Origin of the sequence: Paenibacillus beijingensis (assembly GCF_000961095.1) — a bacterium.
GTDB classification, from domain to species: domain Bacteria; phylum Bacillota; class Bacilli; order Paenibacillales; family Paenibacillaceae; genus Paenibacillus_O; species Paenibacillus_O beijingensis.
The window spans coordinates 110093-125261 of the sequence record NZ_CP011058.1; the positions used below are offsets into that span (position 1 = coordinate 110093).

Here is a 15169-nt window from a genome sequence, read left to right on the forward strand (position 1 = left end):
AAAAGGATCGTCCCTCTTTTGCGGACGATCCTTTTGCGTTCCGATCAATTCTCGATGATTTCAAAGTTGGAATAAACGTCCTGAACGTCGTCGTTGTCCTCAAACGCATCCATCATTTTTTGCAGCTTCTCCGCGTTCTCGCCTTCGACTATAATCGTGTTCTGCGGCAGCCAGCGCACCGAAGCGCTCGCGAACTCGTAGCCTTCCGCTTCAAGAGCCATCTTCACCTTGTCGAATTCGAACGGCGGCGTCAAAATTTCGAAGCTTTCTTCCTCGACGACAATATCTTCCGCGCCGGCTTCGAGCGCCTGCATCATCATCGTATCTTCATCGACCTCGAATTGTTCGCGGTCAATGACGAGCAGTCCCTTATGATCGAACATGTAAGCGACACAGCCGCTTTCGCCCATGTTCCCGCCTCTCTTATTAAAAACGGCGCGAACGTCGGCCGCCGTCCGGTTGCGGTTGTCCGTCAAACATTTGACCATAATTGCCACCCCGCCGGGTCCGTACCCTTCGTACATAATTTCCTCATACTCGACGCCATCGCCCGCCCCGGTCGCTTTCTTGATCGCCCGTTCGATGTTATCGACCGGCATTTGCTCGGCTCGTGCGCTGGCAATCGCCGTTTTCAGCCCGTAGTTCGCTTCCGGATTCGGGCCGCCGCGGCGTGCCTGCACATAAATTTCCCGCGCAAGCTTGACGAATTTATTATTTTTAGCCTGGTCGGCTTTTCCTTTACGGTCTTTAAACAGTTTGAATTTCATTTTTCTCGCTCCCCTGAAAGGTTGTCAAGCAACAGTTTATCACCAAAAGACAGGTTTGGTCAAAGAAATCGGCACGATGTTGCCGCCGGTAGAAGAGCAGCTAATAAACAGCGGATTATAGATCTCGAGCCAAAAAAAGGCCCCCGAAGATCGGGAGCCTTGCCATATTCGTACCGCTATATTCTAAGTATGGGCAAATTCGTCCGGGGACGAATCTTATAACTTGATTACGTTAGCCGCTTGCGGACCGCGGTTGCCTTCTGTGATGTCGAATTCAACCGATTGACCTTCTTCAAGGGACTTGAAGCCATCGCCTTGGATCGCGGAGTAGTGAACGAATACGTCGTCACCGTTGTCAACTTGGATAAATCCGTAGCCTTTTTCTGCGTTAAACCACTTAACTGTTCCTGTCAAATGAACTACCTCCTAAAATGACCGCCGTTAGTACGGCGAGTAAGCCCATTATAACCGCTGCCTGGGAAAAAAGCAATGTGATTCACTCCGAATTAACGGGTATCGTCGGCGGATCGGAAGCCCCCTCCCTCTTTAAAGCGGGCGGGAAATAAGCAGCCCTTCGGTCGAGCCCGGAATGAACGGCAATCGGGAAGTGAAAAATCCCGTCTCCGCACCGGCAGCTTTAAGCTCCGTGAGCAGGTCGTCCATGCGGGCATACGGTTCCCAGTGTAGCGAGCTCAGCGGGTAAATCCGCACCTGCCCGCCGGGCTTGCATATTCGCAGCAGCTCCAGCAGTGCGTCGCGGTGGAACTTATACCCGAACTGCCGCGCATACAGAAACAGAAAATGACTGCACAGCACGAGTCGGAACCGGCCGTCCTCTACCGGCAGCGAAGGCAAAGCGCCCGCCACATAACTGCCCTTCCGGTCCGGACGCACGACATCGGCCGCAAACTTGGCCAGGCTGTCCGCTCTTCCAAGGTGGTGACGCTCGATGTTGCCGTAATACGTCCAATCAAATATATCGGCAATCGCCGCAAGCTTCGCCGTCGACGTCTCAATCTCCTGCGACGACTCCTCCACCCACAGCTCGGCAGCCTGCGCGTAACGGGGATCGATCGCCGTCACATGCTGCCCTCTTAGGAACGCCTCCGCGGCAAAGGAAGATCCGCCCGCTGCGATATCGGCAGTCTCCCCTCCCTCCAAATCGGCAGGCTTAAGATCGAACATTCGGATGTACTCGTCAAATCCCCGGCAAGTCATGGCGACTCCGGTCTGCTCATAAATGTTGCTCATGCTCATCTCTCCTCGGCTCATCTTGGCTCATCTCGTCTTACGGCTAAGCTCAGCTGTTTCAGCTTGCCGAATATATTAGCGCAAAACCGGTTTGCTTTCCACCCTTTTTTTTCGCTATGATGAATGAAAGGATTGCAGAGGGGAGAGTAACGCCATGTTCAAAAAACATCAAATATACAAAACGGACAAATACAACATGCTAACTGTCGAGGTGCAGGGCAAAACGCTGATCGTACGCGAAATTTCCGACCAATGGGGCGAGGAGTGCCACACTTTTGTCAGTCGGCCGGAAATGCTGCATTGGGCGGAAAATCGGTTCCGTCCGGAGTCCTACCAAGGCCGCGAGGATGAGCTGGAAGCGATTATGAAGGCGTTCCGCGAAGTTTAACCAGAAGCGCGGGATGCGCTTCAATAACGCCCGGGCAGGAAAATCGTTCCTGCGCGGCGAACATAAGACGGGGATGGAACGCATACCCGTCATTACGGGAGGATTGCTTGAAAGCCGTGGATACGACACCGCTCATTATTTTTATTATTGCAGCGTTCTCGCTTGGAGCCCTTATTCTGATGAAACGGGAATCCATTGCGCCGAACATGCGCCGCGGCCTCGCGCTCAGCGCAGTCGTACTTATCGCGTTCGCATTTATTCTCATTGTCATGAGCCTGGCGTCGATGGGAAGCTCATAACCTGCTGCGGGGGCAGCCATACTAAAGGGCAAACTGCGTAAAGAAGGTGCTGGATCCATGAAATGGGCGCCTCTGCTCTTGGCCTTGAGCCTGCTGTCCGGCAGCGGACCTAGCGGTTCTGCCGCTGTGCGCGCGATGCCGGACGAACCGGATCGCCCGCCGCACGCGGACCGTGCGCTCACCCATCCACAGCCACAACCGAGGAGGCATTCGATGAACACTGTACCGAAACGATCCGAGATCGCACCTGAACACCGCTGGAAGCTGGAGGACCTGTTTGCGGACGCTTCCGCATGGAACAAGGAATATGCTGAAGCGAAGGAACAGCTCAAATCGGTCGAGAAATTTCAAGGCAAGCTGAACGATCCCGCACAGCTGAAAGCGTGCTTCGAGCTGGAGGACGAGTTGTCCCTGCACGTCGAACGGCTGTATGTATACGCCAATATGAAGCATCACGAGGATACGGCGGAGCCCGAGTTCCAAGCGCTCTCCGACAAGTCGAAGAAGCTGAGCGTAGAAGCGGGAGAAGCGCTCTCGTTCATTACGCCGGAAGTGCTCAGCCTGCCGGACGAGAAGCTGGAGTCGTTTATTTCCAGTCCGGATTTGGCGAAATACCGCCATACGCTGCAAGAAATGAAACGGCAGAAGGCGCACATTCTCTCCAAGAACGAGGAGGCATTGCTTGCCCAGGCGGGCAATATCAGCCAGGCGCCGAACACCATTTTCAGCATGCTCAACAACGCCGACCTGAAATTTCCGAAGGTAAAAAACGAGCAGGGCGAGGAAGTCGAGCTGTCGCAGGGCCGCTACATACAATTTCTCGAGAGCAAAAACCGCACCGTCCGCAGCGAAGCGTTCAAGGCGATGTACGACACGTACGGCAAGCTGAAAAATACGATCGCTTCCACGCTGAACGCCAACGTGACGAAAAATATTTTTTACGCGCGCGCCCGCAAGTACCCGTCCGCTCTTGAAATGTCTCTCTACGGCGACAACATTCCGAAGAGCGTTTATACGAACCTGATCGACACGATCCACAAGCATCTGCCGCTCATGTACCGGTACATGAATCTGCGCAAGAAGCTGCTTGGCGTCGATGAACTGCATATGTACGACCTGTTCGCGCCGCTCGTCGATGAGTTCAAGATGGACATCACGTTCGAGGAAGCGAAAAAAACGGTGCAGGAAAGCTTGAAGCCGCTTGGCGAGGACTATTCCCGGACGCTTGCGGAAGGATTTGGCGGCGGCTGGATCGACATTTACGAGAACGAAGGCAAGCGCAGCGGCGCCTACAGCTGGGGCGCATACGGCACCCACCCTTACGTGCTGCTCAACCATAAGGATAATCTGAACAGTATGTTTACGCTGACGCACGAAATGGGCCACGCGCTTCATTCGTATTATTCCGACGGCAGCCAGGATTACCGCGACGCGCAGTATACGATTTTCCTGGCGGAAGTCGCTTCGACGCTGAACGAGGCGCTGCTGATGGATTACATGCTGAACAAATCGGTCGATCCGAAGGAAAAAATGTACCTGCTCACATACTATGCCGACCAGTTCCGCACGACGGTGTTCCGGCAGACGATGTTCGCCGAATTCGAGAAAATCATTCACGAGAAAGCCGAAGCCGGCGAGTCGCTCACGCCGCAGGACCTGTCGAAAATCTACTACGACCTGAACGTGCTGTACTACGGCAAAGACATGGTCGTGGACAAAGATATCGAGATGGAATGGGCGCGCATCCCGCATTTTTACACCAGCTTTTACGTGTACAAATACGCAACGGGATTTTCTGCGGCGACCAGCTTCTCGAAGCAGATTTTGGAGGAGGGCCAGCCAGCCGTCGACCGCTACCTCGGTTTCCTGAAGAGCGGCGGCAGCGACTACTCCATCAATATTTTGAAAAAAGCGGGCGTCGACATGAGCACGCCGGAGCCGATCGAGCAAGCGATGAGCGTGTTCGAAAGCCTGATCGAGCAAATGGAGCAGCTGACGGCGGTCAAGTAACGCGCTTAGGGCGGCCGGTTTGCTGCGTAATAGCGCCTCCGCCTGCTTCGTAATGGAACAAAAGCCGCCTTTCCAAGTACGACAGACGTTCGTCACTTGGAAAGGCGGCTTTTTGTCACGTCAGGAGCAGGCCGATCAATACCGCGGCCAAGCCGCCCAGCAGCGATGAGAGCAGATTGACCGCATCGTTGGTCATCCACGCGAGCCCGCGCACCCGCTCAGCAGCGGCGCCGCAGTGCTCGGCGCGCTCCGTGTCGCTGCCGCATACGCCGCAGCGGTACATCGCCTGCGCAGTGGCGCCGAGCAGCGAGTCCGCGAATGCGCCCGCGAGGCCCGCCGCCGCAGCGGCGGCGAGCAGCGCCCACGGGGCCGGTGCGGCAGCTAAGGCGGCTGCGCCGTAAGCGAGCGGCGCGCCGGCAAGCAGCGCTGCGGCGGCGCCGATGAAGGCTGCGCCCGCAAGCGCTGCCGCGGAGCCGAGCGGCGTAACGCCGCCGCTCGTGCCGGCGGTTACGGGCCGCCACGTCGTGACCGAGACCGGCGCGCGGCGGCTCAGAGCGCCGATCTCGGTCGCCCACGTATCCGCGTTGACCGAGGCTATTACCCCGACGAACGCGAAGACGATCGCCGGTTGCGGCCATACGGAATATGCCGCGCAGAGCAATAGGCCCGCTCCGCCGTTCGCCCATACCTGCACCGCATCCCTCCTGCCCGTCTTCGCATAGTTGCGCTCGGCGGACGATTTGCTGCGGTGCCGCCGCTTCCATTTGGACCACAGCGAAGAAGAAACGAAGAAAGCGAGCAGAACGCCATACCAAAGCGGGCCTCCCAATCCGACATAGGCGGTGCCCATCGCGAGCGCAGACCAGGCGCCGGAGCCCGACAGCGACCGCAGCCGGTAAGCCAGTCCCGCAACCGCTCCGCTGCCCGCCGCTCCCGCAACCCAGCGCGCCCAATCCGACTGAAGCCATTCAAAAACATATTCGCTCATTTTGCATTGCTACCCCTTTCGAAAGCTATTCGCCCGTTTTTCAGCAAGCAGCAGGAAAATCCGACAATCATGTCGAATAAACAGAAAAAAATTCCAGCTATTCGTTCGTTTTGCGACTTTTTACTACACTTTCAAAGCTGATCCCTTATGCAGATCGGTTTTTTTAGGCACACCTACAACCTTCACCTCAACCCGCAAAAGTTCATCCATTCTGTCGTAAAAGGAGTGTTCGTTTTGTCGTTACCGGAAAAACCAGACCTGACATTACTGCCTGATGACATCAGGCCGGAGCAGCTGCTCGGAATCGTTTTCGATTACACCGCCCAGATTGCTTCCGAGTGCCGGCTCGGTCGGGTACTTTCCTTATTAGCTGATATGGGATGTGAAATGATCGCGGCGGAACGCTGCAAAATCTGGCTGATCGATAAACGAAGCCGGGAGCTTTACACAATCGGCCAATCCCATTTCGAACAGACCCGCATCCCGCACGGAAGCGGAATCGTCGGTTATGCGGTCGCCACAGGTGAAATTGTCGTTACGGATCACGCCAAAGCAGCCCCCCGGCGCAATGCCCAAAACGACCGCAGAACAACGTGCCAGCCGACGAAAGGCATGATTATTATTCCGTTCTCCGGTGCCGACGGTCAGCCGCTCGGCGCTTTTCAGGCCATCAATAAACGGACGCCATCCGGCACCTTCTCCAAAGCGGACGCCAGTCTGCTCAGCCTGGCCGCCTCATATGCCGGCAAATCGCTTGAATCGGTCATCCTGCAAGAGGAGATTGCGGCGACGCAGCAGGAAATCTTATATATTATGGGACAAGTCGGCGAAACCGGCAACCATGTGAGACGTGTGGCGGAATATTCCTATTTGCTGGCGCTCGGGCTGGGACTTCCGAAGGGAGATGCGGAACGGATCAAAGTGATCTCCCCGATGCACGATATCGGGAAAGCCGCGATTCCGGACGCGGTGCTGAACAAACCCGGCAAGCTTACCGACGAAGAATACCGCATCATGCAGAGGCACGCCGAAATCGGATACAAGATGCTGATCAGTTCGCAGCGGGAGCTGATGCGGACGGCGGCCCTCGTTGCCTACCAGCATCATGAGAAATGGGACGGTACCGGCTATCCGCAGCGGTTGAAAGGTGAAGATATTCATTTGTACGCCAGAATAACGGCCGTCGCCGACGTCTTCGACGCGCTCGGAAGCGACCGCGTGTACAAAAGAGCATGGGAAATGGATCAGATTTTATCCTTGTTCCACAGCGAGCGGGGCAAGCATTTCGACCCTGATGTCGTCGATGCGCTGATGAAGCAGCTGCAGCCTGTTCTGGAAATCCGAAGCCTGTATCAAGACTAACTTAAGCCGATCCTGAAGACCGGCAGCAGCCGGCTCGCCCTAGGCCGCCAAGCTGCGAAACGGCAGCAGCCGGGCAGCGGCACCGGATCGCCTTAACAATCTCCTTCCGCCCTGCTTACAGCTGGGGCACGCTGCGCAGCGCGGCTCGCCAAAGATCCGGATGATTCGTGCAAATCATCAGTCCCGGATCCATTAATGCATACTTGCGGATGAGACGCACTTCATTTAATGTCCAAACCATTGTCTGAATGCCCTCGCGGTTTAGCCGTTTCAGCCGTTCTTTGTTGATCGCTCCGTAACCGATGGACAAAAACCGGCATCCGAGCGTATTCAGCCTATCCGGCAGCCGATCGCTCCAACGATCGACGATGAGCCCGCACGTCACGTCCCGGGACAAGCTTCTGACCTTGTGCAGCGCTTCGGCGCTGAACGACGTAATGACGCAATTCTGCTCCATATTAAGGCGGCGGAGAAGCTCGACCACCTTATTTTCCAGATCGGGATAACGTTTCCCGTCGGTCTTCAACTCAATATTAACCCGGACTTTTCCGGAAGCCATCAGCAGCGCTTGTTCCAGAGTAGGCATTTTTTCCCCAGTGAACTCCCGTGAGAACCATCTTCCCGCATCCAATTTGGACAGCTGCTGCGCTGTATATTTACTTACTTCGCCGCTGCCGCTCGTCGTCCTGCGCAGCTTGGCATCGTGAATGAGCATCGGAATCCCGTCCCGTGAAATCCGGACGTCAATTTCAATCCAGTCCACATCCGGCGCATCCGCCGCCAGCCGGATCGCAGACAGCGTGTTTTCCGGCGCGGCTCCGGACCAGCCCCTGTGTGCTACACACGGGTTTCTCATGCAAATTTTCGACCGCCTTTCCTGATGTGAAATACGTACGGCGTTCGTGCTGGTCAGCGGGACGCCAGCACGCCGTCTCGGTCAAATGCGGCGTTAATCGACAATTTCGACAGCCGGGCAAGCAGTGCGGCACCGTCCTCCGCGTTCATCGGAACCGGCTTCGATTTGTCGGCAAACATCGGATGCAGCTGCAGTCCGCACTGGCCGTCCTTTGAGCAGACGGCATCCAATACGCCGGTCTGTTTCGTTTTCACGTTGGATGTGTTATTGAAAATAAAATTGCCGAGGCTATACGCGATCCATTTGTTTTTGTAATATTCAAACCCCTGCATCACATGCGGATGGCTGCCGATGACAAGATCCGCTCCGGCATCTACAAACGTATGCGCAAGCGTTTTTTGATGCTGGACGGGATAATCCTGCCTCTCCACGCCCCAATGCACCATGACGACGACGAGATCCGCCCGCTTTCTGGCTTCCTTAATGGCTGCCACGGCCCGAGTGGAGTCGTAAGTTTCGGCAACACCGGGGCGGTATTTGTCCGCTTTCCACGACGTTTCCGGAACGACGCGGCTGACCCCGATGTAAGCCACCTTGACTCCTTTCGTTTCCAGGTATTCCGGGGCAAACGCTTCCGTATCGTTATGGCCGCCGCCGACGTGCGGAATTCCGGCTTCATCCAAATATTTCATTGTATCGAACAGACCTTCTGTCCCCTGGTCCAACGTATGGTTATTGGCCAGCGTAACGACATCGAATCCCGCTTGTTTAAGCGGGGGGAGCAGATCCGGCGAACCTTTGAATACAAACGATTTGTTTTGGGCCGGGACCCCCCGTTTCGTGATGGGGTTCTCCAAGTTGCCGGCGGTCAAATCAGGCCCCTGCAAATAAGAAAGCGCACCCTCAAACGGATATTCCAGCCCTTTTTGCCGCATCAGCTTCTCGACGGAAGAACCCATCATAATGTCGCCGACAAAAGCAAGCCTGACCGTTTCCCCCTTCGGCATGCCGCCGGAGTTCCGCCCGGGAACGCTTCCTCCGCCTTGTCCGGACCCGGAACCCCCGTCATCGGGCGCTGTTCCTGGAGCGCCGCTCTCGTTCGGCAGGCCGTCTTCCGCGGCATCGGAAGGCGATTGCGCGTTGCCGCCAGACGCCGGCGGCTCATCCCCGGCGGAACTGCTTCCGCCGCTGCCGCCACTGCCAGCACTTCCGCTGCTGTCCGGACTGCCGCTCTCGCTTCCGACGCTTCCGCTGTTGCCTGCATCGCTGCTGTTGTCTCCGACGCTTCCGCTGTTGCCGCCTGATCTGCCGGCATCGTCAGCTTGGCCGGGAGGATCCGCAGGTTCAATCGCGCCGCCCGGCGAATTGCCGTGCGTTTCATTTCTTTGATCGGCGATTCTCTCTTCCCCGGAGCCTACTGAATGCTGTTTTGTAGTTGCAACGATAACCGAGATTAAAATAATAATGGCTGCGAGCAGCGTCAAATTAACGGCCAACAGACGGCGCATGCGCCGTTTTCGTTTTTGTTTGTCGTGCCGTCTGGATTCCGATCTGGACATAGACATTACAACAGCTCCTCCTGCTCTACTGGATGATACCTGCTAAGGGAGTCAGAACCTCTCCCATTATAGCAGGTTCACCATTCGAAGCGAAGAAGAGCTGGAATTGGGCCTTCTCTATTCCCAATATAACCCACCGCAATGCGGTTAATGAACGACAGCTTCCAGCATGTCAAGCAGCGCGGCCGCCGCTTCCTTCCCTTGGCGGATGCAATCGGGCAGACCAACTCCGTCAAAGGCGGCTCCCGTTACCCAAACGCCCGGAAGCCGTTCCTGCAGCATGCTGCGGAAAGCGGCCGTACTTTCCGTGTGTCCGACGGGATACTGCGGCATGGAGCGGTGCAGACGGGTAATTTCGGTGAACAACGGTTCGGCCGTTATCCCCATCGTTTCCTGCACATCGCACCGAACCGACGCGATCAGCTCGTCATCCGGCAAATCCACGACCTGCTCGGTGCCCGCCCTCCCTACGTAACAGCGCAGCAGCACTTTATCCTGCGGACTCGTATGAAGCCATTTCGCCGATGTCCACGTACAAGCCGTAATGTTCATGCCTTCCGAACGGGGAACAAGAAATCCCGAACCGTCAAACTCCAGTCCGAGCGCCGTTTTCTCGAACGCCATCACAACGTTGGCCACCGATACGTAGCGGACCGCTCGAAGCGCGGATACATCCGTCCACTCCTCCAGCAGATCGGCCGCGTTAAAAGCCGGTGCCGTTACAATGATGCCGTCCGCAGCGAGCGTTTCCCCGCTGTCCAGCATCACAGAGTACCGTGCTCCGCCGCCAGCGCCGGCACCCGGACGGATCTGCGTAACGTTAACGCCCAGCTTGCGGGTTACGTCCGCCAAAGCGCGGTCGAGTCCGTCCACTAGCGTGCCAAGCCCGTTTTTGTACGTTATAAAGACGCTTTTTCCGGCTTCTGCAGCTCGGGCCGATTGGCCGCTTGAACGGTCTTCCGGCTGAAGCGAGTCTGCTGAGGGAACCACCGCAGCTGCCGGCGTCGCATTCCCACGCAAGCGCCGCATGCCGCGAATCAGGCTGCCGTGCTCCTGCTCCGCCTTTTGAAACTGCGGAAAGGTAGCGCGCAGACTTAATTCCCGCAAATTGCCGGCATAAATGCCGGCGAGCAGCGGCTCGGCTACCCGGTCCACCATCTCCGGACCGAGCCGCCGCTCCAGAAATCCGCCGAGCGATTCGTCCCCCTGCTCTTTGCGGGGAGGAAGAAGCAGATCCATCGTCGCCCGCAGCTTGCCGCCGAAGCTGATCAGTTCCGACTTTAGAAACGATTCGACATCAGTCGGAATGCCGAGCATCAGTCCCGGCGGCATCGGATGCATCGTTCCTTCCCGGAAAATATAAGTATGTTTCGCGTCCGGATTCGTCGTCGTCAGCTCGTCCTCAAGCCCAAGTTCCCGCGTCAGCTCAATAATCGGCAGCTTGCGCGCCAAAAACGAATCCGGCCCCTTCTCGATCACAAATCCGTCCTTGGCGAGCGTTTCGATCTTGCCGCCAAGCCGCGGCAACCCGTCCACGATCGTAATATCCGTTTGGCGGCCTCTTTTTGCCGCCTCCCGCTGCAAATAAAAAGCGGAGCTCAGTCCGCTGATCCCCCCGCCAATAATGACGATCCGCTCCATACGTCCGCTGCTCCGCATATTTCTCATTCCTTCCGTTATCTCTCAAGCATATGCTGTCTTTCAAGCATCCGCCGTATTGCATCCGCCGTATTTCAAGCATACACCGCACTAAGCTTTCGCCGTTTTCCCGTCCTCCGCCATAACCGATTCCGCCAGCGTTTCCATGTAAAGCGGGTCGGAATTAAGCATTGCAATCCGGTCCAGCTGCATGCCAAGCTCCGCAGCCTCCGCTTTCGCTTCAATGTCCAAATCGTACAGCACTTCCAGGTGATCCGATACGAAGCCGATCGGAGCAGCCAGAACCGCACGCTCTCCTTCTTCCGCAAGCTCCTTCAGCGTATCGAGTATATCCGGCCCGAGCCAAGGCTCCTTTGTCCGGCCCGCGCTTTGCCACGTAAACTGCCAACGGTTCGGCAGGACGCCTGCCGCTTCCGCTACCGCCGCCGCCGTCTCGTTCAGCTGCCGCTCGTAAGGATCGTTCAGCTCGCGAATTTTTTCCGGCAGGCTGTGCGCACTGAATAGCACCTTCACGGGATGCGCCGCCCCCTGACCGTTGTCAACCAGCTTTGCTAAACCGCCCAGCACACGTTCGGCCAGCGCCTGGATCAGCTTCGGATGCAGATGGTACTCTTCCACAAATTCCATTTCCACCCCAAGCCGCTCCGCCGCCTCCCGCGCGCGCTTAATGTAGGCGCCCACGCTCATAACCGAATAATGCGGCGCAAGCACGATGCCAATTGCCCGGGAAATACCTTCTTTTGCCATCGATTCCACGCCGTCTTCAATGTAAGGGCGCGCATGCTTTAGTCCCTGATAGCAGCGGTATTGCCCCGGCGCGAGCTGCTCCAGCTTGTCCTGCAGGCTCCGCACCTGGCGATCCGTATTCTCGCGCAGCGGGAACACGCCTCCCACTATTGCGTTATACCGCCCTTTAAGGTCAGCAAGCTGCTCGGCCGTCGGGGGATGTCCCCGGCGGATATGGGTGTAATATTGTTCCACCCCTTCCATACTTTCGGGGGTTCCATATGACATGACAAGGACGCCTGTCGGATGTTTAGACATGATTCGACTCCTTCTCCATGCGTGCGGCAATCGTTTCGGAAGAATAATGATGGATATAAGCCGTCAATTGTTGCAGCTTGTCAAGCGACGCTTCCGGAAACAAGCCGTGACCCAGGTTGAAAATAAATCCGGGCTGCTGAATACCTTGATCGATAACCGAACGCGCATACGATTCGATGACCGGCATCGGAGCGGTCAACACGACCGGATCCAGATTGCCCTGCACGGCAAAACGGCCGCCAAGCCGGCGACGGCCTTCCGTAATGGATACGCGCCAGTCCAAGCCGATCACATCGGCCTTCACTTGGGTCAGTTCCGGCAGCAGCTCGCCTGAGCTTACGCCCGGAAAATAGATTTTCGGCTGCGGCAGATCCGACAGCTCCGCGAAAATACGTTCGATCGTCGGCAGCACAAATGTCCGGAAATCTTCCGGCGCCAGAGATCCGACCCAGCTGTCGAACAGTTGGAACGCCTTGCCTCCGGCAGCCATATGGCTCCGCAAATAGGCGATCACCATGTCGCCGAGCTTGTCCATCAGCTTGTGCCACACATCCGGCTCCCCGTACATCAGCGCTTTCGTGCGCAAATACGATTTGGAAGGCTTGCCTTCAATTAAATAGCTGGCGATCGTGAACGGAGCCCCGGCAAACGTAATGAGAGGCACGGTAAGCTCGCGCTCCAGAATGCGGATCGTCTCGAGCACGTGGCTGAGGTCGCCTTCCACATCAATCGGGCGAAGACGCTCCACATCTTCGGCGCTGCGGATCGGGTTATGAATGACAGGCCCGACACCCGCCACAATATCAAAATCGATGCCGATCGAAGCGACCGGATTCATAATGTCGGAATACAAAATCGCCGCGTCCACGCCGAGCTTGCGCACGGGCATCATCGTCACTTCCGCGGCCAGCTCGGGCTGCCGGCATATTTCAAGCAGCGAATACTTTTCTTTTATTTTGCGGTAATCGGGATCGTAACGCCCCGCTTGCCTCATATACCATACCGGAACCCGGTCAATAGCTTCCTTCCGGGCGGCCCGGAGGAACCGGTCGTTTGCGATCATATCCGTTCCCCATTTCTGTCTGACTGTTTTCTCTCCTCCCATTATGCCCGTTTTCATATTGGCAAACAACCGTCATCCTTCTATTATCCATGACAATAGTTTGACATTCGGCGTAATTAATTACCACTCCATACAGAAAACGTAATCGGCAAGAAACGTGAAAAGCCCCCCACTTTACAAACAGTGAGAGGCGTATAGCAAAATGCCATCTTCGGTTAAATTAGGAATCAACTTTCGTTACAAAGACTCTTTCAGTTCTGAACAATCGTTATACGAATCATCGTAACCGTATTAGTTGAATTCCGGTTGGCATTCCAACAGTTTGCTTTAAATGGCGATCTTAATGCTCCTTGCTTAAATTCGCCGTCCGTTGTCATCAGCAGCCGCCAGTAACCAAAATAACGACTGCTCGGCATCCATCGTCGACTAATCCGCCATTTGAAATTTCGCTCGGCGTAAACGGCATTTTCCAGAAAAATAGCCATTTCAGTTGTGGAACCTCCTGACCACCGCGTTGTTCTCTGGTCCTCTCTTCGAACGATTTTAATGGAAAAACTCATCGGGGAAACCGCCTTTTAAGCTCTTTCCGTCATTTCAGCTTGCTTTGCCATTTTTCAAACAGTCGATCCACTTTCGATACGATTGATTTCTCCGCAACCGTTCCAAGAATTCCGTTTTGAACAATCTTCCTGCCGTTTACAATTACATCACGAATGGCATTTGGCTGCAAGGAATAAACGACGTTCGCAAACAATTCCGTTTTGGGAGAAAGCGACATGTCGTACAGATCAAGCGTAACGAAATCGGCTTTATATCCTTCCCGAATAACGCCTACCGGCAGGCGAAGCAGCTCACCGCCAACTTTCGTTCCCATGTCGAATACTTGTTTCGCATTAATGCACGTCCCGTCCAAGTGGGTAACCTTTTGCAGCAAGGAGCACATTCTCATCTCTTCGAAAACGCTGATCCGGTTGTTGCTGCATGCGCCGTCCGAGCCGAGCGAAATGCGTACGCCGGCTTTCAGCAGATCCGGAATCCGCGTCACGCCATCCGATAGAAACATGTTGCTCGAAGGACAGTAAGCCAGCGTCGCCCCGCGCTGTCCCAGCAATTGAATCTCCGCATCCTCCAGCCAGACGAGATGGATCGCGATCATTCGTTCATCGACAACGCCGAGTTTGTTAAGATAATGAACGGGTCTTAAATTGTACTTCTCGAGCGTTTCTTCCACTTCAAACATTTCTTCCGCAACGTGAATATGGAAAGGTGTGTCCAGCTCTTGCGCAAGCCGATGTCCGGCTTGGATCATTTCCGGCGAAGCGCCGTGAGGGCTGTGCGGAGCAGGATGAATGTCAACCATCGGATTGCCCTGGTATTTTACAGCCAGATCCCTGGTTCTGCGTACCGCGTCGCTTACCGTTTCCTGATAGCTTGCCGGCGCGCCGTCCCAATCGTACATCGTACGCGCAAGCACGAGGCGGATTCCAAGATCCCGGGCGGCCTGAATGACGGCCTCATCGGTCGCCGTTCCGCCGTTATGAACATAAAAGAAATCGCTGACGGTTGTCACGCCGTATTTGAGCATTTCGCCGAACGCAAACAGAGCGCCGATATAAATCGCTTCTTCATCCAGCAGAGGCGTGTATTTATAAAGTGCATTATCGCGCCACTCCAGGAAAGGGCGGTCGACCGCAATTCCTCTTAAGAGGCTTTGAAAAGAATGGTTATGGGCATTAACCGTGCCGGGAACGATTACCTTGCCGCTAAATTCGACTTGCGTAGCGCCAGCGTATTTCGCTTCCATCGCCTCTTGTTCGCCAACCTCTATAATCGTCCCGTCTTCAACCAGAATCGCTAAACCTTTCTGAAACTTCTCCTGATAATAAATTGCATCGGCTTTAAACAATTGTATCATGCAGTTTA

Annotated in this window: 15 protein-coding genes; 4 read left to right on the top strand and 11 right to left on the bottom strand. The window is 55.6% G+C overall.

Features of this window, described 5'->3' with window-relative positions; genetic code table 11:
- Positions 1-44 precede the first annotated feature (44 nt).
- The 3 genes from VN24_RS00505 to VN24_RS00515 form a co-directional block, all read right to left on the bottom strand.
- The gene (locus VN24_RS00505) at positions 45-767 is read right to left on the bottom strand and encodes a YebC/PmpR family DNA-binding transcriptional regulator (RefSeq protein ID WP_045668820.1); all 723 of its coding nucleotides are present in this window, start codon (positions 765-767) and stop codon (positions 45-47) included.
- A gap of 216 nt (positions 768-983) precedes the next feature.
- Positions 984-1181 carry a cold shock domain-containing protein gene (locus tag VN24_RS00510; RefSeq protein ID WP_045668821.1) on the bottom strand — a complete coding sequence of 66 codons (198 nt, stop codon included), beginning with the start codon at positions 1179-1181 and terminating at the stop codon, positions 984-986.
- Positions 1182-1313: 132 nt separating this feature from the next.
- The gene (locus tag VN24_RS00515) at positions 1314-2018 is read right to left on the bottom strand and encodes a class I SAM-dependent methyltransferase (RefSeq protein WP_238590792.1); all 705 of its coding nucleotides are present in this window, start codon (positions 2016-2018) and stop codon (positions 1314-1316) included.
- A gap of 154 nt (positions 2019-2172) precedes the next feature.
- On the opposite strand from VN24_RS00515, the gene VN24_RS00520 reads away from it, so the two are divergent.
- The 3 genes from VN24_RS00520 to pepF all read left to right on the top strand — a co-directional run bounded on the left by VN24_RS00520 (position 2173) and on the right by pepF (position 4715).
- On the top strand, positions 2173-2406 hold the full coding sequence (locus tag VN24_RS00520; RefSeq protein ID WP_045668823.1) for a hypothetical protein: 234 nt from the start codon (positions 2173-2175) through the stop codon (positions 2404-2406).
- Between the two features lie 116 nt (positions 2407-2522).
- Complete coding sequence (locus VN24_RS00525) at positions 2523-2705, top strand: hypothetical protein (RefSeq protein WP_045672826.1); 183 nt, start codon at positions 2523-2525, stop codon at positions 2703-2705.
- A 213-nt stretch (positions 2706-2918) separates the two neighbouring features.
- Entirely contained in the window at positions 2919-4715 is a 1797-nt protein-coding gene (gene pepF / locus VN24_RS00530) for an oligoendopeptidase F (RefSeq protein WP_045668824.1), read from the top strand.
- A gap of 115 nt (positions 4716-4830) precedes the next feature.
- On the opposite strand, the gene VN24_RS00535 is transcribed toward pepF, so the two are convergent.
- On the bottom strand, positions 4831-5703 hold the full coding sequence (locus VN24_RS00535) for a DUF92 domain-containing protein (RefSeq protein ID WP_045668825.1): 873 nt from the start codon (positions 5701-5703) through the stop codon (positions 4831-4833).
- A 234-nt stretch (positions 5704-5937) separates the two neighbouring features.
- Here VN24_RS00535 and VN24_RS00540 point away from each other — a divergent pair, with 234 nt between their 5' ends.
- Positions 5938-7065, top strand: coding sequence for an HD domain-containing phosphohydrolase (locus VN24_RS00540; RefSeq protein WP_052702714.1), 1128 nt, complete (start codon positions 5938-5940; stop codon positions 7063-7065).
- A gap of 115 nt (positions 7066-7180) precedes the next feature.
- Here VN24_RS00540 and VN24_RS00545 read toward each other — a convergent pair whose 3' ends face one another.
- From VN24_RS00545 to VN24_RS00575, 7 genes are all read right to left on the bottom strand, one after another.
- A complete protein-coding gene (locus VN24_RS00545; protein ID WP_045668826.1) occupies positions 7181-7921 on the bottom strand; it encodes a glycerophosphodiester phosphodiesterase in 741 nt (246 codons plus the stop codon).
- Positions 7922-7974: 53 nt separating this feature from the next.
- A complete protein-coding gene (locus VN24_RS00550) occupies positions 7975-9486 on the bottom strand; it encodes a CapA family protein (RefSeq protein WP_045668827.1) in 1512 nt (503 codons plus the stop codon).
- Positions 9487-9627: 141 nt separating this feature from the next.
- On the bottom strand, positions 9628-11139 hold the full coding sequence (gene hemG / locus VN24_RS00555) for a protoporphyrinogen oxidase (RefSeq protein ID WP_045668828.1): 1512 nt from the start codon (positions 11137-11139) through the stop codon (positions 9628-9630).
- Between the two features lie 90 nt (positions 11140-11229).
- Positions 11230-12183 (bottom strand): ferrochelatase, encoded by a 954-nt coding sequence (hemH, locus tag VN24_RS00560; RefSeq protein ID WP_045668829.1) that lies wholly within the window; start codon positions 12181-12183, stop codon positions 11230-11232.
- A complete protein-coding gene (gene hemE, locus VN24_RS00565) occupies positions 12176-13246 on the bottom strand; it encodes a uroporphyrinogen decarboxylase (RefSeq protein ID WP_045672828.1) in 1071 nt (356 codons plus the stop codon). The genes hemH and hemE overlap by 8 nt, the downstream gene beginning before the upstream one ends.
- Before the next feature lie 251 nt (positions 13247-13497).
- Positions 13498-13731, bottom strand: coding sequence for a hypothetical protein (locus tag VN24_RS00570; protein WP_045668830.1), 234 nt, complete (start codon positions 13729-13731; stop codon positions 13498-13500).
- A gap of 104 nt (positions 13732-13835) precedes the next feature.
- On the bottom strand, positions 13836-15161 hold the full coding sequence (locus tag VN24_RS00575; protein WP_045668831.1) for an amidohydrolase family protein: 1326 nt from the start codon (positions 15159-15161) through the stop codon (positions 13836-13838).
- Positions 15162-15169: the final 8 nt, after the last annotated feature.

Excerpts from the sequence above, each read along its gene's own strand:
- hemH (WP_045668829.1), bottom strand. The coding sequence starts at position 12,183 with ATGTCTAAACATCCGACAGGCGTCCTTGTCATGTCATATGGAACCCCC.
- VN24_RS00505 (WP_045668820.1), bottom strand. The coding sequence starts at position 767 with ATGAAATTCAAACTGTTTAAAGACCGTAAAGGAAAAGCCGACCAGGCT.
- VN24_RS00550 (WP_045668827.1), bottom strand. The coding sequence starts at position 9,486 with ATGTCTATGTCCAGATCGGAATCCAGACGGCACGACAAACAAAAACGA.
- VN24_RS00570 (WP_045668830.1), bottom strand. The coding sequence starts at position 13,731 with ATGGCTATTTTTCTGGAAAATGCCGTTTACGCCGAGCGAAATTTCAAA.
- hemE (WP_045672828.1), bottom strand. The coding sequence starts at position 13,246 with ATGATCGCAAACGACCGGTTCCTCCGGGCCGCCCGGAAGGAAGCTATT.
- VN24_RS00520 (WP_045668823.1), top strand. The coding sequence starts at position 2,173 with ATGTTCAAAAAACATCAAATATACAAAACGGACAAATACAACATGCTA.
- pepF (WP_045668824.1), top strand. The coding sequence starts at position 2,919 with ATGAACACTGTACCGAAACGATCCGAGATCGCACCTGAACACCGCTGG.
- hemG (WP_045668828.1), bottom strand. The coding sequence starts at position 11,139 with ATGCGGAGCAGCGGACGTATGGAGCGGATCGTCATTATTGGCGGGGGG.
- VN24_RS00545 (WP_045668826.1), bottom strand. The coding sequence starts at position 7,921 with ATGAGAAACCCGTGTGTAGCACACAGGGGCTGGTCCGGAGCCGCGCCG.
- VN24_RS00535 (WP_045668825.1), bottom strand. The coding sequence starts at position 5,703 with ATGAGCGAATATGTTTTTGAATGGCTTCAGTCGGATTGGGCGCGCTGG.
- VN24_RS00575 (WP_045668831.1), bottom strand. The coding sequence starts at position 15,161 with ATGATACAATTGTTTAAAGCCGATGCAATTTATTATCAGGAGAAGTTT.
- VN24_RS00515 (WP_238590792.1), bottom strand. The coding sequence starts at position 2,018 with ATGAGCAACATTTATGAGCAGACCGGAGTCGCCATGACTTGCCGGGGA.